This window comes from Bacteroidia bacterium (assembly GCA_019695265.1).
In the GTDB taxonomy this organism is placed as follows: domain Bacteria; phylum Bacteroidota; class Bacteroidia; order JAIBAJ01; family JAIBAJ01; genus JAIBAJ01.
Map to the genome: position 1 here is coordinate 1 of JAIBAJ010000077.1, position 16,989 is coordinate 16,989.

Below are 16,989 nucleotides of genomic sequence, written 5' to 3' on the forward strand. Positions count from 1 at the left end.
CTTTCCGCGGAGTTCGCGGTTTGTTTCTTTCCGCGGAGTTCGCGGTTTGTTTCTTTCCGCGGAGTTCGCGGTTTGTTTCTTTCCGCGGAGTTCGCGGTTAATTTCATTCCGCAGATTGCGCGGTTTATTTCATTCCGCGGAGTTCGTGGTTTATTTCATTCCGCGGATTTCGCGGTTTGTTTCTTTCCGCAGATTGCGCGGTTTGTTTCTTTCCGCGGAGTTCGCGGTTTGTTTCTTTCCGCGGAGTTCGCGGTTAGTTTCATTCCGCGGAGTTAGCGGTTAGTTTCTTTCCGCGGATTTCGCGGTTTATTTCATTCCACGGATTTCGCGGTTAATTCCATTCCGCAGATTGCGCGTTTTAGTTTCTTTCCGCGGATTTCGCGGTTAGTTTCTTTCCGCGGAGTTCGCGGTTAGTTTCTTTCCGCGGAGTTCGCGGTTAGTTTCTTTCCGCGGAGTTCGCGGTTTATTTCATTCCACGGATTTCGCGGTTAATTCCATTCCGCAGATTGCGCGGTTTGTTTCTTTCCGCGGATTTCGCGGTTAATTTTAATTCACAGAATAATTGGAATTAGTAATTCTTATAAATTTCTTTTAAATATTCCATAAAATCAGTTCGGTGGGGGCCCACTTTACTTCCAGCAACATGTCCTAAGCGAACAAAAACCATATGTTTGCTAGGTATTACACAAACATACTGTCCCAAAATTCCACGCATATAAAAAACCTCCTCACCCTCCACTTTGGCAATCCACCATTTTAAACCATAGTGATCCAATGGTTTTCCATCTTCATCCAATAGAGGGGCAGGAACTATACTTTCCTCCACAAAGGACGTATCAACTATTTGGGTTCCCAACCAATTACCTTTATGCAAATACAATAAACCAAAGCGAGCAAAATCACGTGCTGTGGCATTGAAACAACAATAACATTTCTCAATTCCATCCGGATTATCAACCGACCACAATGCCGGTTTAGTGGCATGCATGGGTTTCCACAATTTTTCTTCGGCATATTGACTTAGAGATTTCCCAACTGCCTTTTCAACCACCATGCCCAACAATTGAGTTTCGCCGCTTTTATACCTGAATACTTTTCCGGGTTCATCCTGGGCCTTAACTGTAGACATGGTTTTCTTTAAATCTTTACCAAAATAGGCCTCCGTAGTTATGCTAAAAGGCGAATTGTATGATTCATCCCAATCGGTTCCTGCACTCATGCTCAATAAATGACGTATAGTTATTTTCTCTTTTCCATCGGAATTGAAATCTGGCAAAAAATCACCTACCTTCTGATCCAAACTCTTTATTTTACCTTCTTTCAAAGCCACACCCGTTAGTATAGAAACAATAGTTTTTGCCATAGAAAAAGAACCCGAAATAGAGGTATCACTGTGATTCCAATATTTTTCAGCCACCACTGAATCATTGCGCAGCAATACAAATGCAACAGATTGGTTATCAACCAGCTCCTTTTCCAAACCTGCCGGAAGTGTTTTTTTATTGTAGTCAACAGCATTGGGCAATTCCTGCGGCGAATCAGTGTGAATAACCCTGTTGTTGAAAACCTGATAGTCATAAATTCCGGCCTTCATCAACTTCACAGCATCGTAAATATAGGTACGTCCGGAGGCAACGATATACACATTAATTAAAGCAAAAACTGATACCAAAGCGATTGCTACATAAATCAGGACTTTTTTCATGGCGTGAAGATAAATAAGGATGGTAAAACTAAGTGGTATTCGGTAAATTCAAACAGGGTATTTTATTTTTTTTGGAGGGAGCCCTTTTGCCTACCCAAGGTGTTTACCTGTTTGGGAGGATAGAGAAAACAACAAACCGGCTATCGCAGTTACGCCACCTACCATCTTGTGGTAGTGCGGGTTGCAGCCTCTACCTCAGCCAGAAATGGTCTGTTCAATTAGGAAAATCCTGGTATTTCAAACAGATTAACGGTATAGATACCAATAATGGTAGTGTACCAAATCAGCTAGTAGGTAACGTCGGGCAGGGATAGAAGTGGATAGCCCACAGCCCCGAACCCTTTCGGGGCGAGGACTAGGAACGGATAGCCCGGCCTTTTTGCCACTTCTATCAGTGTTCAAGACGCACCAAACCGGATGCAAAAAGGGCCCGCATAAAACAAAAAAAATAAAGTTAAAAAACCGAGGAACAGCAACACGGGAAACCTTTACAGCTTTGTTATACCTTTGCGGCCTTCATGCAAAAGCGAATTCAATTTTTTGGGACATTGGTATTTCTACTACTTCACTTGGGGATTAAGGCCCAGGAAAGTTCCAAAATTGAGATTTTACATGCCAATTCACTCGAGTATGATGAAAGTGTAGTAGGCAAAACCAAACGTTTGATAGGCGATGTAAAGTTGCTTCATGAAGGCGCTATCATGTATTGCGATTCAGCTTGGATGAACCAGGAAACCAATACGGTACAGGCTTTTAATCGAATTCATATTGAACAAGGCGATACCCTGGATTTGTATGGAGACAAACTTGATTACGATGGAAATACCAAGAAAGCCATTGTTACCGGGAAAGTGGTAAAACTCATTGATAAAGACATTACTTTAACCACAACCATTATTCATTACGATCGAAATACCGGCATTGCTAATTACCAAAATGGAGGAAAAATTGTAGACAAAAAATCGACGCTTACCAGCGAATTGGGCTATTATTACTCGTCTACAAAAGATTTTTACTATCGAAAAAACGTCAAGGTGGTGAACAAAGATTACACCATTTTATGTGACACACTACGGTTCAATACCAAAACAGAAATTTCATATTTTCTTGGTCCTACGCACATTGTTACCAAGGATAGCAGTAAAATTTATTGTGAATATGGTTGGAATGATACCAAGCGTGAACTTTCCAGATTTGAAAAAAACACCCGAATTATTTCCGACAAGCAAGAAATGTTGGCAGATGCCATTTTATATGACGAAAAGATCAAAAAAGGGCTAGCTTATTGCTATGTTCAAATTATTGACACCGCTAATCAAACCAATATCTTAGGCGATTTTGCCGAGTATTTTCAGGCCTACGACCGCACCATGATGACCGACAATGCCTTGTTGGTACAATACGATAAAAAAGACACCTTGTTTTTGCATGCTGATACCTTGCGGAGTTTTACACCCGACACTACCAAAGATCAGCGAATGATAAAAGCCTATTACAAGGTGAGGTTTTATAAATCGGACATTCAAGGCACCTGCGATTCGCTTAGTTATTTCCAGGGTGACTCCTTAATGCGAATGTATGGAGCTCCTGTATTATGGAGCGATTCAAACCAAATAACAGCCGATACCCTCTACTTAAAAATGCATGAAGGAAAGGTTTCGGATTTGTATTTAAGGAATAATTCATTCATTATTAGTCGAGAGGACAGTGTAAATTTCAACCAAATTAAAGGCCGTTTCATGCATGCCTTTCTTCGTGAAAACAAGCTGTATAAAGTTCGGGTTGAAGGAAATAGCGAAACCTTGTATTATGCCAAAGAAAGTGATGGAAACGATATAGGAGTAAATAAAGCAGAGAGTTCAGACATGTTGATTTGGGTTCAGGAAAATAAGGTTCAAAAAATAACCTTCATTACCAAGCCCACAGCCATTTTGCATCCAATGAAGGAAATGAATCCGGAAACCCGAAAACTCAAGGATTTCAAGTGGTATGAAGAAAAAAGGCCAAAAGATAGAAAGGATATTTTTGATTGGAGATAATTGGTTGGCAATCGTTACATTCGCAGCAGAAAAACACTTGCTTTGTTAAGGAAATCCATACTCGTTTATTGCTTTACCATCCTAACCGGATTATTGGTTTTGCAATCGTGCAAATATGATTTAGGCAATGCCTCTTGGGATACTGATTTAGTTGCCCCGTTGGCATCGGGAAGGCTGAGGTTAAGGAACATTATTCCTGACAGCCTCTTACAGACCAACACCGATGGTAGTTTGCGTTTTGTTTATGAACGAGACTTGGTTGGATTACCCTTGGATAGTTTGTTGCGTTTACCTGATACACCGATTGTAAAAAGTCTGCTGGTACCATTTGATTACAGTCCGGTTCCACCCGGATTGGATTTAAGCCAGTTTCCCGGAGTTGACAACCTATTAAATACAACTACTAAATTAGATTTAAAGGATGCCAAGGTGACCTATGTTAGGGTAAAATCGGGAAAAATCAGGGTAAAGGTTACCAATTCACTGCCCACCATCATAGTAATGTCGTTTACCTTACCTAAAGCGACCAAAAATGGTCAGTTTTTTCAAATATTCAAGAACATAGCCGCAGCTCCAACCGGAGGAGTAAGCACCTTAGATACCTTGTTAGACATGGCAGGTTATGAGGTTGATATGAAAGGATTACAAGGAACATCCTACAATACCTTTGTGTCGAACTTTACCGTCAAAACCAATCCCGATGGCCCGGCAGTTTCGTTGGTTGCCAACCAGGAGTTTTTGAAAATTGAAACCATTCTGCTCGATTTAATTCCCGAATATGCCAAAGGGTATATGGGAAGTCAGCACAGCAGTATAGGTCCGGAGGAAAAATCGGTAGAGCCTTTAAGTAATCTGATATCCGGTTCCTTGTTGCTTGATTCCATCAAACTTGGAATGGAAATAAAAAATGGATTTGGGGCAGATGCACGAATTTCCATTTACGAGTTATCGGGCAGGAATGCCTATAATGGAAACACGGTTGCCTTGAATCACAACTTAATAGGAAACCCAGTCAATGTTGCGAGGGCTCAGGATTTATATGTTGGTAGCAACCCATCGGTTTATACCTACAACATGAACAACAGTAATTCCAACCTAAAAGATTTCATACAGAATTTACCAGGTTATTTCAAATATCATGTGGATGTATGGTTGAATCCATTGGGAAATGTGAGTAGTGGAAATGATTTTATGTATTACAACAGCGATATTTCGGCCAAAGTAAAAATTGAATTGCCGCTCAATTTTAATGCGGATAATTTGGCCATGGTCGACACCTTGGATTTTTCGATGTCGGACGAACTGATTTCCCATTTCAAAGGTGGAGCTTTAAAAGTATATGCTATAAATGGTTTTCCATTGGAGACCCGGGCACAATTAACTTTATTGGACGAGAATTATCAGGCTTTGGATTCCTTGTTAAGTCCCAATACAATTGCTGCTGCCAATTTAAATTCCGATCTCAAGGTATCTAACAAAGTTGCCAGTTGGGTGAATTTCCCATTTTCTGCTGCTAAGGTAGAAGCCATAAAAAAAGCCAAGTATGTGAAATTGAAATTGCGGTTCCACTCCCCTATTTCCGGGCAGTTGCTCAAGATTTATGATTCGTATGATATCGAGGTTAAAATCATTGCAGACCTAACTTATGAAATTTAAGCCAATGAACGTTTTGAAAGTAAATCACTTCCGATTTTTGCTTTTATGGACAATCCTGCTAGGCTCGGTTACTGCGACCGGTCAGGGTTTTTCTTATTTAGCTGAATCGACTGAAAGTGGCAAAGAAGTAGGCATTCAGGGAAGCTATTTACTAAATTCCAACATTTTCACTGCCCAATTTACCAATACCTTATACCGTGGAGGTTATGTTGGAGACGAGGTAATCGACAAAGCTTCCAAACGTTTAGGAAAAAACAACCGGTTTGGGGGTGATGCTAATTACGGTTTATACTACATACAACATCCCGTTTGCACAGATTCAATACAAAAAATTGGATATTATGTTGGATACAACTGGAAAGCCAATTTAGGAACGGCCTTTTCAGAAGACCTTTTCAATTGGATATTTAAAGGCAATAAAAACTACCTGGGTGGTACCTCCTACTTAGGCGGTAGCAGATTTAATTTGTTAACTTGGAGAGAGCTGCAAGGCGGAATCATGTGGGAGAAAAAACTTCCGAAAACCCATGTAAAAATGGGATTAATTCTTGGCTTTTTACAAGGAAGAACCATGTTCAATACCAGGCTAACCCAGTTGGAGGTAAATATGGATACCGCAGGTTTCAGCATGGATGTAAAGTCCAGAATTGCGGCAAGTATTACGGCTACCAATAAGAACTGGTATGATGGACAAGGGTATGGTGGGACAATTGGAGCATATTTAATTACCGAGTATGAAAAAGGTACCTTTAAATTTGAAATTAGTGATTTAGGTGTCATTAGTTTTAACAAGAACACCCGACAAATTTCGAACGACACCCTATTTAGGTGGGAAGGTTATCGATTTAATTCAACTAAAGGTTTAGCAGACAGCATTTCCAACTTTTTGGACTCAGAAAATTTAAAGACCAAATACCGAGTTAGAGACGAGCATAAGGCTGCTACCATTCTTACTCCGGCTTATTTTAGATTAGCGTATGATTTTAAAATCAATCAGGTATCGGGTTTGGAATTTGGCATGGTGGAACGAATTGCCTATGGTTGGTTTCCCTATTTATATGGTCACTACCGATTAGATATGGGACATGCATTTAAACTAGGAGCCAGAGTGAGTTATGGTGGATATGGAGGTGTAAGTGTAGGTTTATTTCTGGATAAAAAATTTGGAAAACATGTGGCTATCGGATTGGGTAGTCCGGCACTAGAAGGATTTATTCTTTCTAAGATTGGGAATGGGCAATCGGCCATGATAAACATAAGAGGACTATTTTGATGCAGTTAGACAATAGCATATTAAAGAGTTTACCCGGAATTACGCATACTGATTCAGGTTCATTTTTTTTAATGGCCGGACCATGTGTGGTAGAGAGTCAAGCATTGTGCGAAGAGGTAGCAGGAAAAGTGCAGGAAATTTGCAATCGTTTATCGATTCCATACATTTTTAAGGCCAGTTACCGCAAGGCCAATCGAAGCAAGGCTGATTCATTTACCGGAATTGGTGATGAGCCTAGTTTGCAAATTCTGTCAGGCATTCGATCCAAGTTTGGATTACCTGTAGTAACCGACATCCATACAGCCGAAGAAGCAGGTCTAGCCGCAGCACATGTTGACATTTTACAGATTCCAGCATTTTTATGCAGACAAACCGATTTGCTCTTAGCAGCAGGAGAAACAGGGAAATGGGTAAACATTAAAAAAGGACAGTTTTTGGCACCGGAAAGCATGCATTTTGCTGCAGAAAAGGTTCTTTCAACCGGAAACAAAAACGTAATGTTAACGGAACGTGGAACTACCTTTGGATATGGCGATTTAGTAGTTGATTTTAGAGGAATCCCCAAAATGCAGGAAACCGGATTTCCGGTCGTATTGGATGTAACCCATAGTTTGCAGCAACCTAATCAGGGAAGCGGTGTTACGGGAGGACTACCCCATTTAATTGAAACGATTGCTAAAGCGGGAGTAGCCGTTGGTTGTGATGGGTTGTTTATGGAAACCCACCCGGAGCCTTCCAAAGCCTTAAGCGATGGAGCCAATATGCTCGCATTGAATAAACTGGAAGGACTTTTAGAAAAACTTTTGAAAATTCGTAAATCTATACAGGAATGAAAAAGATTTTAGGAGTAGTGATTGGCCTACTGATTACCCATTTTACTTATAGTCAGCCAGGAACTTGGGTGAGATCATTGGCCTTAACCCAATATAATTATCCTGCTTCAGTTTGGGAATTAAATGGCAATAAATACATGGTTTGCGGAACCTGTGGAAGCGATCTCCAAAAGTCGTCACATTGCTTTATGGTAGTTGATAGTTTAGGCCATATTATTCAATCGGATCTTTTTGGAGGCCAAGATTACATTGAATACAATAAAAGTACCTACCTGGATAAATCAGATAGTTCATACTTAGTTATTGGATTAACAGATAAAGGACTTCAATTTGATTATGACCTACAAGTAACTAAATATTCCAAGCAAATGCAACGCTTGTGGTCTATTCAACTCGGACATTCGGCCTGGGATTCTGGTTTGTTTATAGAAGGTGTTGGTGATGGTTACATACTTGCTGGATATTTAGGCGATACACTTACCAATAACACCAATGCCTATTTGGCCAAGATTGACTTAACAGGAAATTTAATTTGGGAAAGAGAATTGGATTGGGGTAAAAATGAAGAATGGAAATGTGTTAAAAAACTAAGCGATGGCAGCCTAATGGCTATTGGCAAAAAGGAATACCAAAATGGAAGATATGCCGAATTGCTAGGAAAATTCACCTTAACAGGCGATACCCTTTGGACGGATACTTTCATGATCAAGTCAAATACTTTTGGAACCTATTTAGAAGAAATTTCAGACAATCAATTATTGGTAACTGCCAATGCCGAAATACCTACCGATACCGGTATCAAATACTATTCCCTAATTCAAAAATTTGACATGAACGGAAACATGATTTGGCATTGGGAATATGACAATTTTACGGCCAACATGGTAAAGGAAATGGCAGATGGATATTTAATTTCAGTAGGAGGTAATTTATCCAATCTCGACTTTTTTGAATTTGAAAGTTTAACCTTTAGAATGTATTCCAATGGCTGGTTTTCCAATACCGGAACAGTTGGCAAAGAAGGGTGGCAAGAAGCTATTTATATGCAAACCATAAAAAATGGGAATGGACTAATTGTGTTAGCTAATAATACTAGAGAAAACCCTGAACTTCATAACATGTTACTTTACAAAACTGACTCAATTGGTGCATTTATTGAATTAAACGACTCGGCATTTATATCAATCGGAAAGGATCCTGATTTAGCAGATAAATACGAGATTTTCCCCAATCCATCTCAAGGTAAAATCTTAATCCGTTCTACTTCCAATGCCAATACTTCTTACACCCTTATCGATCAACTTGGTAAAATATTTTTCCAAGGAAATTTTGATAAAAAGGAAATAATTGATTTAGAGAATTTAGAGAATGGAATTTATTCTATCCAACTTCAAACGGAAGGAAAATCCTTTTCAAGAAGAATTGTAAAAACTGATTAGTTCTTTTCCAAAACCATCAACACTTCCGACTCCTGAATTTTTCGAAATTTCCCTGAAGCAAGTATTGCATTGATTCGATTTTTCATTTCCATGGGAGCTAAGGGATAACTACTTTTTTCGGAAGGATTCAACAGGATGTATCTCACTTGGGTTGTATCTGGGAAAAGACGAATATTGGTTCGTTGACTTAAGTATGGAACCAAGTTAGATTGAGCAGATAGTCCATCCTGTTTTGATTCATAAGGCTGCAACTCACTATGCAATTGGTAAACATTAAAATCCCTGGTATAATGTTGAAATTGATAGAATCTCAACTTTCCTTTATCTATATAGGCAAGGGTATCATCCATAAATCGAATAGTAACAAGTACATTAAGCACTAAAATGGTCCCAGGAATAAAACGGAACTGATTTATTCGGGGTACCAAATACCTGTATGAAAAATAACCTCCGAATAGTATAACCAATAGTCCTTCTATGGAATAATGAGAATTTACACCCCATTTAATAGCATCTTGATGTAGAAATTTCTCTAATAACAATGGAATATAGGCTAAAAACCAAATAGGGCGACCCACTGTAAGTATCCAACCGGCAAAAAGACTAAAGAAAACAAATTCCACCTTAACTCCATTAAAAGAACTGTTTCCGGTAGTATTGATAAACAATCCGGAAATATTCTTCCAACCCAAATTTGTATAAGAATCCAAGTGTTGAAAGGAAGACAATTTGGAGGAATCAAGCTTTGGCATTACAACCTGGGTAACTAAAAAGAAATAAATTAACCCCAAAATAGTTGCACCGAACAACAAAACCTTCTCATCCTTTTTCCAAATGGATTCAAATAGCATCGGAAAAGTTGTAATAATTAGCACAATTCCTAAATTTTCCCTACAACTAAGTATCCCCAATAAAATCAACCAATACAAGGTTGTTTTTTGCGATTTAAGGGACCAGAATAGCCAAGGAATTAAACAAATCCCAATAATGGAAGAATGATACTCCGACTCTACAGCCCCCAATACAGAAAAGGAAAGCAAAAAAGTGGTAGCAAATAAAAACGGGGTCCAATTATCCTTCTCTAAAAGTTCCAGGAAACGAAAAATCCCTAAGGCTCCAAAACACAAAAAAACAGATTGAAGAATTATCAATCCATACACTCCAAAAATCCAATTAAATGGAATAATAAGCATTAATATGGGTTCGAAATGATCAGCCCAAAACAACACATCACCTGAAATAGTTGTTCTAGGTGATTCAAAATGTGCTAACTTGTATAAGATTTGATTATAATTGCCATAATCAAATGCATTTGTTCTAAAGGTATATTGATTAATTAAGCCTATACTTAAATATATCAGCAGGAAAACAACCAATACTAACTTGAAATATCCAGCCCTCTTCTTTTGGTTCATTTCGTTTTTACTGTTGAAGCTTAATTTATCTTCCCAACCCCTCGATAAAGCATGCTTCCCTACTACCCACAACAGCTTTAATGTAGCCAAAGGTAAAAAACATTTCATTTTTCCCAATCACACCTTTCCCATTTCAAAACAATTAACAGACAGTATTCGGGGTTTTATGCTGGATGTATATGAACAACATGGGGAAGTTTACCTCTACCATTCATTCTCTATTCTGGGAAAGCAAAAACTTAGCATAGTATTAACTGACATGAAAATTTGGATGGAAAATCATCCAAATGAAGTTATAGCCATCATTTTTCAAAACGCCATTAGCCGAGAAAGGATATTAGAAGAGTTTACCAAACTTAATTTGCAGGAAAAGCTAGCCTCCATCGATTGGAATTCACAGCTTCCCACCCTCCAGGATTTGGCTCAAAGAAAGCAACAAATAATTGCTTTTGTTGAAAGCAATGAACCTGATTCTCTCATTCCAATTTATGGAGCATGGAGGCATATTATGGATACACCGTGGAAAATAAAACCGCACGATAAGCTTCCCAATCGGATTGGAAGAGGCAAACCCGGCAATCCCCTTTTTTTGGTTAATCATTGGATTGATCGTTTAATTCCCGAAAAACGTGATGCTCAAAAATTCAATGAGTTTAATTTCTTAAAAAATCGAATCTTGCAATGCAAACAGGAATTAGGACGATGGCCCAATTTTATAGGTGTCAATTTCCATGAAAAAGGCGATGTGGTAAAAGTTTGCCAATGGGTTCAATACCAAATGCTTACAAACAATATTCAATAATTAATTTCTTATACCAAACAAAGGAATAGTTCCTTTAAGCACCACCAGGGATAGTTGTAGTTACTCCACTTGAAATTATTTTTAAATTTAAGTAGAACATTCCAACTAAGGCAATAATAACCAATTAATTATAAATGAATATACCTTGTAGGCGGGCCCCCTCTGCCCTACTAAATTTTTTCCCTATTTCAAAACAACTTGCAAGGGCATTCGGGTCACGCTTTCGGCTGTAGTCCTCGTCGCACTTGGCTAACGCCGCGTGCTCCTGTGGGCTACTTGCCTCAATCGTTGCCCGATGCGCAACTTCGATCTATTATTTCTAACCCCAATGGTCTTTGTATCTATTAGCTTTTGCAATGGGAAAACCTTTTAACCCCAAATGTTTCAAAAGCAGGATTCCAAATCCGAACTATTTGATTTAGTTGGGTTTACCACGAATAAGAGTTTGTGCATTTCTAATTCGAATCTGGGCTAAACTTTGGTGCAGAGACTTTTGGGTGGTAGAAGAACCGGCAACCAAGGTCAACCAAAAGACATAAAGTCTAACAAATTCGGTATTATCGTTTACCGAAGCACGGAGATTAAAAAATGGCTAAGCAAGGATATTGGGGAGAATATGCAAAAAATATAGACAATTATGCTATAATAAAAAAAGAGCTGATTCAATTTTGAACCAGCTCTTTTGGGCATGCAAAAAGATAAATATTATTCAGAAACTACCTCAAATTCAACTTCGGCAGCAACATCTTTGTGCAAACGAATATTGGCTTTATAGCTTCCTAACATTTTGATGCTATCTTCAGAAAGGATGTCGATGTTTTTACGATCAACTTCGTATCCATACTGAGATTTGATAGCTTCAGCAATTTGAATGGTATTGATAGAACCAAAGATTTTTCCTGACTCACCGGCTTTAGTTCCGATTTTCAAGGAAGCACCTTTTAATTTTTCAGCCAATGCAACTGCATCTTTGCGAATTTTCTCCACTTTGAAAGCACGTTGTTTAACGGTTTCAGCATGAACTTTTTTGGCAGACTCGGTAGCTAGGATAGCAAAACCTTGTGGGATAAGGTAGTTTAATCCATAACCGTTTTTTACTTTAACGATATCGTCTTTGTAACCGAGATTTTTTACGTCTTGTTTAAGAATTAATTCCATTTGTTGGGCCTCCTATTTTAATTGGTCAGCAACGTATGGCATTAAGGCCAAGTGACGTGCACGTTTAACAGCTTGAGCAACTTTACGTTGGTATTTCAAAGAAGTACCGGTCAAACGACGAGGTAGTAATTTACCTTGTTCGTTTACGAATTTTAATAAAAAGTTGCTGTCTTTGTAATCTATGTATTTAATACCTGCTTTTTTGAAGCGGCAGTATTTTTTCTTCTTGCTCTCCACATTCATTGGAGTGAGGTAACGAATTTCTTCAGCCATGATGTTTAGGGATTAAGCGTTAGCAGTTTCTTTTGATTTTGCTTTGTTTCTGCGTTTCTCGCTGTACTCAAAACCGTACTTATCTAAACGTACAGTTAAAAAGCGAATAATGCGTTCGTCGCGTTTGTAAGCAATTTCCAAATCGTTAATCAAGGTAGGTTCACCTTCGAATTGAATCAAATGGTAAAACCCGGTCGATTTCTTTTGGATAGGATAGGCAAGCTTGCGCAATCCCCAGTTCTCTTGGTGAACAATTTTGGCATTGTTCTCTTTTAAGAACTTCTCGAACTTGCTTACCGCTTCCTTCATCTGATCTTCAGACAAAACGGGAGTTAAAATGAAAACGGTTTCGTAATGGTTCATTTGTTAATAATTTATTTTTAAAAAGGGCTGCAAAGGTAACTAAAAAACAATTCGAAAAAATTTGATTTGCTGAAAATTTAATCCAATCCTCGGCAAGTGCATTTTTTTGTACTTCACCTAACACCTTTTATCTGCATTTCGCTCATACAATTGACAAAATTTTCAGTATTTTAGAGGCATGAAACGCACCCTTACTTTCCTGTTTTGTTTTTCAATATCCGGCATTTTTGCACAAGTTTACACACCATTACCCCTTCAAAATGGTGCGTGGTTGCAGGGCCTTTTGGGCTTAATTGGTCCAATGTATCAGGCCCAAATTCCAGGTAGTGACACCATAATAGGTGGTCAAACCTACACTAATTTTTACCCCAGCCAACCCGTAATTTCCAATTGGTTTGCCATACGTGAAACACCCGGCCACCAAGTATTCATCCAATATAACGGAGCACCAACCGAATTTTTACTTTACGACTTTAACCTAAATCCCGGCGACACTTTTCTTTGTGAAGCCTGCGAATACCTTTACGCCCAAACCTGTGAATGGAAACTAGATTCTATAGGGTTTTTAACTTTCGGAGGTATAACCCGATTTGCCTATTACTTTACTTCTTTAAGTCCAAACTATGGAGGACAGCAGGACGTTTGGATTCAAGGCATTGGCTCTACAAAAGGACTCTCTTATGCCGCAGTTCCGGATTTCCCGGACAACATCCATGTCCTCGGTTGTTTTGAACAAGCCGGTGAAATTATCTTCACCCAACCAACCGGACCACCAGACCCTTGTGCTCTCCTGACCAATATTTCAGAAAGACAAGAATTAGTAATGAACTTCCTGCAGCAACAAAATTCCGGAATTCTCTGGAACAGTTCTAAATTCAAGATTCACGGTGTCGTAACCGACTTATTAGGACAAATCACCTATTCTTTTAACGGATTAGAATCTGGGAAAAACCTAGCCTTACCTTTGACAAAAGGAATAAATTGTATCACCATTCAAGGTGAAAATGGTCAGAACTGGACTAAAAAAGCCTGGGTAGATTAATTTAAACAGAGCTTACTTCTTTTCAATGGTAACCTTTACTGTTGAGGTATCTTTTGCTAATTCTTTGAGTTCCTCTTCCGAAAAAAACTCATTTCCTTTCACCTGAGAGCCTTCACTTTCAACAGTTTGAAGCACCTCTACCTTTTCCTGCACCTCCGAGTCATCTTTCAACCCCACCATTTTCTTTAAATCATCCTGGTAAACCAAAACAGTGGCTCCTAACAGCATAAACATAACACCACCTGAAATTACAAACAATATTTTAGAAATCTTATCCAACATATCCTTTCAATTGTGATTTTGGCAAAAATAACCAAATCTTAGAAAATTATCAAGCTAAGTTTTTAACCCTTGTTGAAATCTATTTTACATACACTTTTCATTAGTTTATCTAGCATTTACTTTTGTCCATTAAAATTTTTCATTTATGAGCTTTATTAAAGAATTTAGAGAATTTGCCATGAAAGGCAATGTCATCGACCTGGCTGTCGGTGTTATCATTGGTGGTGCATTTGGAAAAATCGTTGACTCCATGGTAAACGATATCATTATGCCTCCAATTGGAATTTTTGGAAGCAAAGATTTCACCAATTTGTATTTGCCATTAAGCGAAAAAGTATCAGCAGCACTGGCTACTAATCCAAGTTTAGCCTTGGATGAAGCAAAAAAACTCGGTCCGGTTTTAGCTTATGGTAATTTTTTCACCATTGTCCTAAACTTTACCATTTTGGCATTTGTCATTTTCTTAATGATTAAAGGCATAAATGCTGCAAAAAAAGCAAGTGAAGAAAAAGAAGCTAAAGAAAAAGCAGCAACTCCTCCTCCTCCGGCACCTGCTCCTCCAACAGAGGTATTATTAGCAGAAATACGTGATCTTTTGAAAAAATCTAATTCCTAAAAGTATATCGCATGAAAAAAAGTTTAGCCTTGCTTCTTTTTTCAATTTTCACCCTTCAAACTTTCGCGCAAGAAGTTGCTAAAACAAGTCAAGACACCACTTGGAAATATGGCGGTTTTGGAGCTTTAACCTTTAACCAAGTTTCCTTAACAAATTGGGCAGCTGGTGGTGAATCCTCCCTTTCCCTTTCCGGACTTTTGAGTTTCTATTCCAAATATAAAAAAGGTAAAACCACTTGGGATAGCAACCTGGACCTTGCTTATGGTTTCCTTAAAAATGAAAATTCATCCTTGCGCAAAAATGACGACCGGATTGAATTTAACTCCAACTTTGGTCATCAAGCAAAAGGTAAATTCTTCTATAGTGCCAACCTGAACTTTCGTACCCAATTTGCTCCCGGCTATAGTTATCCTAATGATAGTGTTGTAACCTCTCGATTTATGTCTCCCGGTTACCTTACAGCGGCCCTCGGTTTTAACTATAAAGAAGGGGATGTTTTTTCAGTATTTCTATCTCCGGCTTCAGGCAAATTTACATTTGTTTTAGATCAAAACCTTGCGAATATTGGTGCATTTGGTGTAAAACCGGCAGAATTGGATGCAAGCGGAAAAATTATAACTCCGGGCAAACAAGTCAGAGCTGAATTTGGAGCCTCATTAACTATGAAATTCCAAATGGATATTATGAAAAATGTAAATTTGAAAACAGGTTTACAGTTGTTTAATAATTACACCGATAAAGTTGCAGCTAATAGAGGTAATATTGATATCAACTGGGATGTTTTAATCAGTATGAAGGTAAATAAATTCCTGACCGCTTCTTTAATGACCAACTTGATTTACGACCACGATGTTAACTTACCCACCATCAAAAAAGTCAATGGTGTGAAAACAGAAGTTGGAACGGGACCTAAAACTCAATTCAAAGAAGTATTTGGAGTTGGACTTTCTTACCGTATCGATGGCATTAGTAAAAAATAAGCATGAAACTTTCAATCGAGCTTAAAGCCGATTCACCTAAGGAATGGATTGAGGCCGTAATGAACGACTTCGATTCATTCCTTCAGGATCATGCCGATTGTGAGCGAAAAGCTTCTGCAATGGCCATGAGCTTTGTTGCCAAATGCCCGGACAAAACAGAAATTATTCCTGAACTTATTGATACAGCTCTGGAAGAGTTGGAACACTTTAAACAAGTGTATGAGGTAATGCATCAGCGAGGACTATCCCTTAGAACCGGTATGCATCCGGATGACTATGTTAATAAACTAATTGGCTATTGCAGATCAGGGGTTGATGATAGGCTACTCGACCGGTTTTGTATCGCTTCCATTGTGGAATGCAGAGGAGCAGAACGATTCCGCCTGGTTGAAGAAGCCTTGCCTGATGGTGAATTAAAACGATTCTATAAAAACCTATGGGCCAATGAAGCCAAACATGGCCATATCTTTGTCAAGATGGCTTTACTATATTATCCGGAAAACCAGGTTTATGAACGACTGCATTTTTTAGGTGAAAAAGAAGCCGAAGTGATGCTTTCCTTACCTATTAAATCAGCGCTTCATTAGCAGAATTCCAAATTCTCCAACTTTCTTCTGCCTGATATTTCAACATATCCAACCCATTCTTTATGGTGGCTCCCTGCTTGGCTGCTTCCTTTAAAAACAAGGTTTGCTCCGGATTATAAATTAAATCTACACAAATATGACCTTCGTGCAATTCTGAATAGGGAATAGAAGGACATGCATTTGTTTCCGGAAACATTCCCAATGGGGTTGTTTGAACAACCAGTTGAAATTGACTCATCTTTCCAACCAACTTCGAATACGACCATTCCTGCTTTGATTCTGAAGCAAAAGAAACTTCTATTCCTAATCTTTGTAAACTAAAATGAACAGCCTTGGAAGAGCCTCCTGTTCCTAAAACAAGTGCCCGTTGAACAGTCTTGCCTTGTAATAAACCGGAAATACTTTGGGTAAAACCAATCCAATCTGTATTATGCCCTACAAGTTCCCCACTTGCAGATAACGAAATACAATTTACTGCACCAATTAACTTTGCTTCAGGACTCCAGATTTGACAATAAGTCATTAC

Annotated in this window: 18 protein-coding genes; 11 read left to right on the forward strand and 7 right to left on the reverse strand. The window is 38.6% G+C overall.

Annotated features, from left to right (window positions below):
* On the forward strand, positions 1-276 hold a 276-nt coding region (locus tag K1X82_10985), incomplete at its 5' end, for a hypothetical protein (GenBank protein MBX7182630.1).
* Positions 277-568: 292 nt separating this feature from the next.
* Here K1X82_10985 and K1X82_10990 read toward each other — a convergent pair.
* Positions 569-1,705, reverse strand: a complete 1,137-nt coding sequence (locus K1X82_10990) for a beta-lactamase family protein (protein ID MBX7182631.1) — start codon at positions 1,703-1,705, stop codon at positions 569-571.
* 518 nt (positions 1,706-2,223) lie between these two features.
* On the opposite strand from K1X82_10990, the gene K1X82_10995 reads away from it, so the two are divergent.
* From K1X82_10995 to K1X82_11015, 5 genes are read left to right on the forward strand one after another with little or no spacing between them, the layout of a single operon-like run.
* Positions 2,224-3,744 carry an organic solvent tolerance protein OstA gene (locus K1X82_10995; GenBank protein MBX7182632.1) on the forward strand — a complete coding sequence of 507 codons (1,521 nt, stop codon included), beginning with the start codon at positions 2,224-2,226 and terminating at the stop codon, positions 3,742-3,744.
* Positions 3,745-5,400, forward strand: coding sequence for a hypothetical protein (locus K1X82_11000; protein ID MBX7182633.1), 1,656 nt, complete (start codon positions 3,745-3,747; stop codon positions 5,398-5,400).
* Positions 5,390-6,673 carry a hypothetical protein gene (locus tag K1X82_11005; GenBank protein MBX7182634.1) on the forward strand — a complete coding sequence of 428 codons (1,284 nt, stop codon included), beginning with the start codon at positions 5,390-5,392 and terminating at the stop codon, positions 6,671-6,673. The genes K1X82_11000 and K1X82_11005 overlap by 11 nt, the downstream gene beginning before the upstream one ends.
* Positions 6,673-7,506, forward strand: a complete 834-nt coding sequence (kdsA, locus tag K1X82_11010) for a 3-deoxy-8-phosphooctulonate synthase (GenBank protein ID MBX7182635.1) — start codon at positions 6,673-6,675, stop codon at positions 7,504-7,506. The genes K1X82_11005 and kdsA overlap by 1 nt, the downstream gene beginning before the upstream one ends.
* Positions 7,503-8,945: a T9SS type A sorting domain-containing protein gene (locus K1X82_11015; GenBank protein ID MBX7182636.1), complete on the forward strand. Its 1,443-nt coding sequence runs from the start codon at positions 7,503-7,505 to the stop codon at positions 8,943-8,945. The genes kdsA and K1X82_11015 overlap by 4 nt, the downstream gene beginning before the upstream one ends.
* Here the strand turns inward: K1X82_11015 and K1X82_11020 are convergent.
* Positions 8,942-10,360, reverse strand: a complete 1,419-nt coding sequence (locus K1X82_11020) for a DUF2079 domain-containing protein (protein ID MBX7182637.1) — start codon at positions 10,358-10,360, stop codon at positions 8,942-8,944. The two genes, K1X82_11015 and K1X82_11020, sit on opposite strands and share 4 nt — an antisense overlap.
* A 13-nt stretch (positions 10,361-10,373) precedes the next feature.
* On the opposite strand from K1X82_11020, the gene K1X82_11025 reads away from it, so the two are divergent.
* Entirely contained in the window at positions 10,374-11,162 is a 789-nt protein-coding gene (locus tag K1X82_11025) for a hypothetical protein (GenBank protein ID MBX7182638.1), read from the forward strand.
* Positions 11,163-11,867: 705 nt separating this feature from the next.
* Here K1X82_11025 and rplI read toward each other — a convergent pair.
* Genes rplI through rpsF form a run of 3 tightly spaced genes read right to left on the reverse strand, consistent with a single transcriptional unit; the run spans position 11,868 to position 12,956 of the window.
* Positions 11,868-12,320 (reverse strand): 50S ribosomal protein L9, encoded by a 453-nt coding sequence (gene rplI / locus K1X82_11030; protein MBX7182639.1) that lies wholly within the window; start codon positions 12,318-12,320, stop codon positions 11,868-11,870.
* A 12-nt stretch (positions 12,321-12,332) separates the two neighbouring features.
* Positions 12,333-12,593, reverse strand: coding sequence for a 30S ribosomal protein S18 (rpsR, locus tag K1X82_11035; protein ID MBX7182640.1), 261 nt, complete (start codon positions 12,591-12,593; stop codon positions 12,333-12,335).
* A 12-nt stretch (positions 12,594-12,605) separates the two neighbouring features.
* Positions 12,606-12,956 (reverse strand): 30S ribosomal protein S6, encoded by a 351-nt coding sequence (rpsF, locus tag K1X82_11040; GenBank protein MBX7182641.1) that lies wholly within the window; start codon positions 12,954-12,956, stop codon positions 12,606-12,608.
* A gap of 178 nt (positions 12,957-13,134) precedes the next feature.
* Here rpsF and K1X82_11045 point away from each other — a divergent pair, with 178 nt between their 5' ends.
* Positions 13,135-13,998, forward strand: coding sequence for a hypothetical protein (locus tag K1X82_11045; protein ID MBX7182642.1), 864 nt, complete (start codon positions 13,135-13,137; stop codon positions 13,996-13,998).
* A gap of 12 nt (positions 13,999-14,010) precedes the next feature.
* On the opposite strand, the gene K1X82_11050 is transcribed toward K1X82_11045, so the two are convergent.
* Positions 14,011-14,280, reverse strand: coding sequence for a hypothetical protein (locus tag K1X82_11050; protein ID MBX7182643.1), 270 nt, complete (start codon positions 14,278-14,280; stop codon positions 14,011-14,013).
* Positions 14,281-14,425: 145 nt separating this feature from the next.
* Between K1X82_11050 and mscL the strand changes: the two genes are divergently transcribed.
* The 3 genes from mscL to K1X82_11065 are packed head-to-tail and all read left to right on the forward strand — an operon-like array spanning position 14,426 to position 16,463.
* A complete protein-coding gene (gene mscL / locus K1X82_11055) occupies positions 14,426-14,896 on the forward strand; it encodes a large conductance mechanosensitive channel protein MscL (protein MBX7182644.1) in 471 nt (156 codons plus the stop codon).
* 11 nt (positions 14,897-14,907) lie between these two features.
* The gene (locus K1X82_11060; GenBank protein MBX7182645.1) at positions 14,908-15,876 is read left to right on the forward strand and encodes a DUF3078 domain-containing protein; all 969 of its coding nucleotides are present in this window, start codon (positions 14,908-14,910) and stop codon (positions 15,874-15,876) included.
* A gap of 2 nt (positions 15,877-15,878) precedes the next feature.
* Positions 15,879-16,463 (forward strand): tRNA-(ms[2]io[6]A)-hydroxylase, encoded by a 585-nt coding sequence (locus K1X82_11065; protein ID MBX7182646.1) that lies wholly within the window; start codon positions 15,879-15,881, stop codon positions 16,461-16,463.
* On the opposite strand, the gene aroE is transcribed toward K1X82_11065, so the two are convergent.
* Positions 16,444-16,989: shikimate dehydrogenase (gene aroE, locus K1X82_11070; GenBank protein ID MBX7182647.1), on the reverse strand; the 546-nt coding region annotated here is incomplete at its 5' end. The two genes, K1X82_11065 and aroE, sit on opposite strands and share 20 nt — an antisense overlap.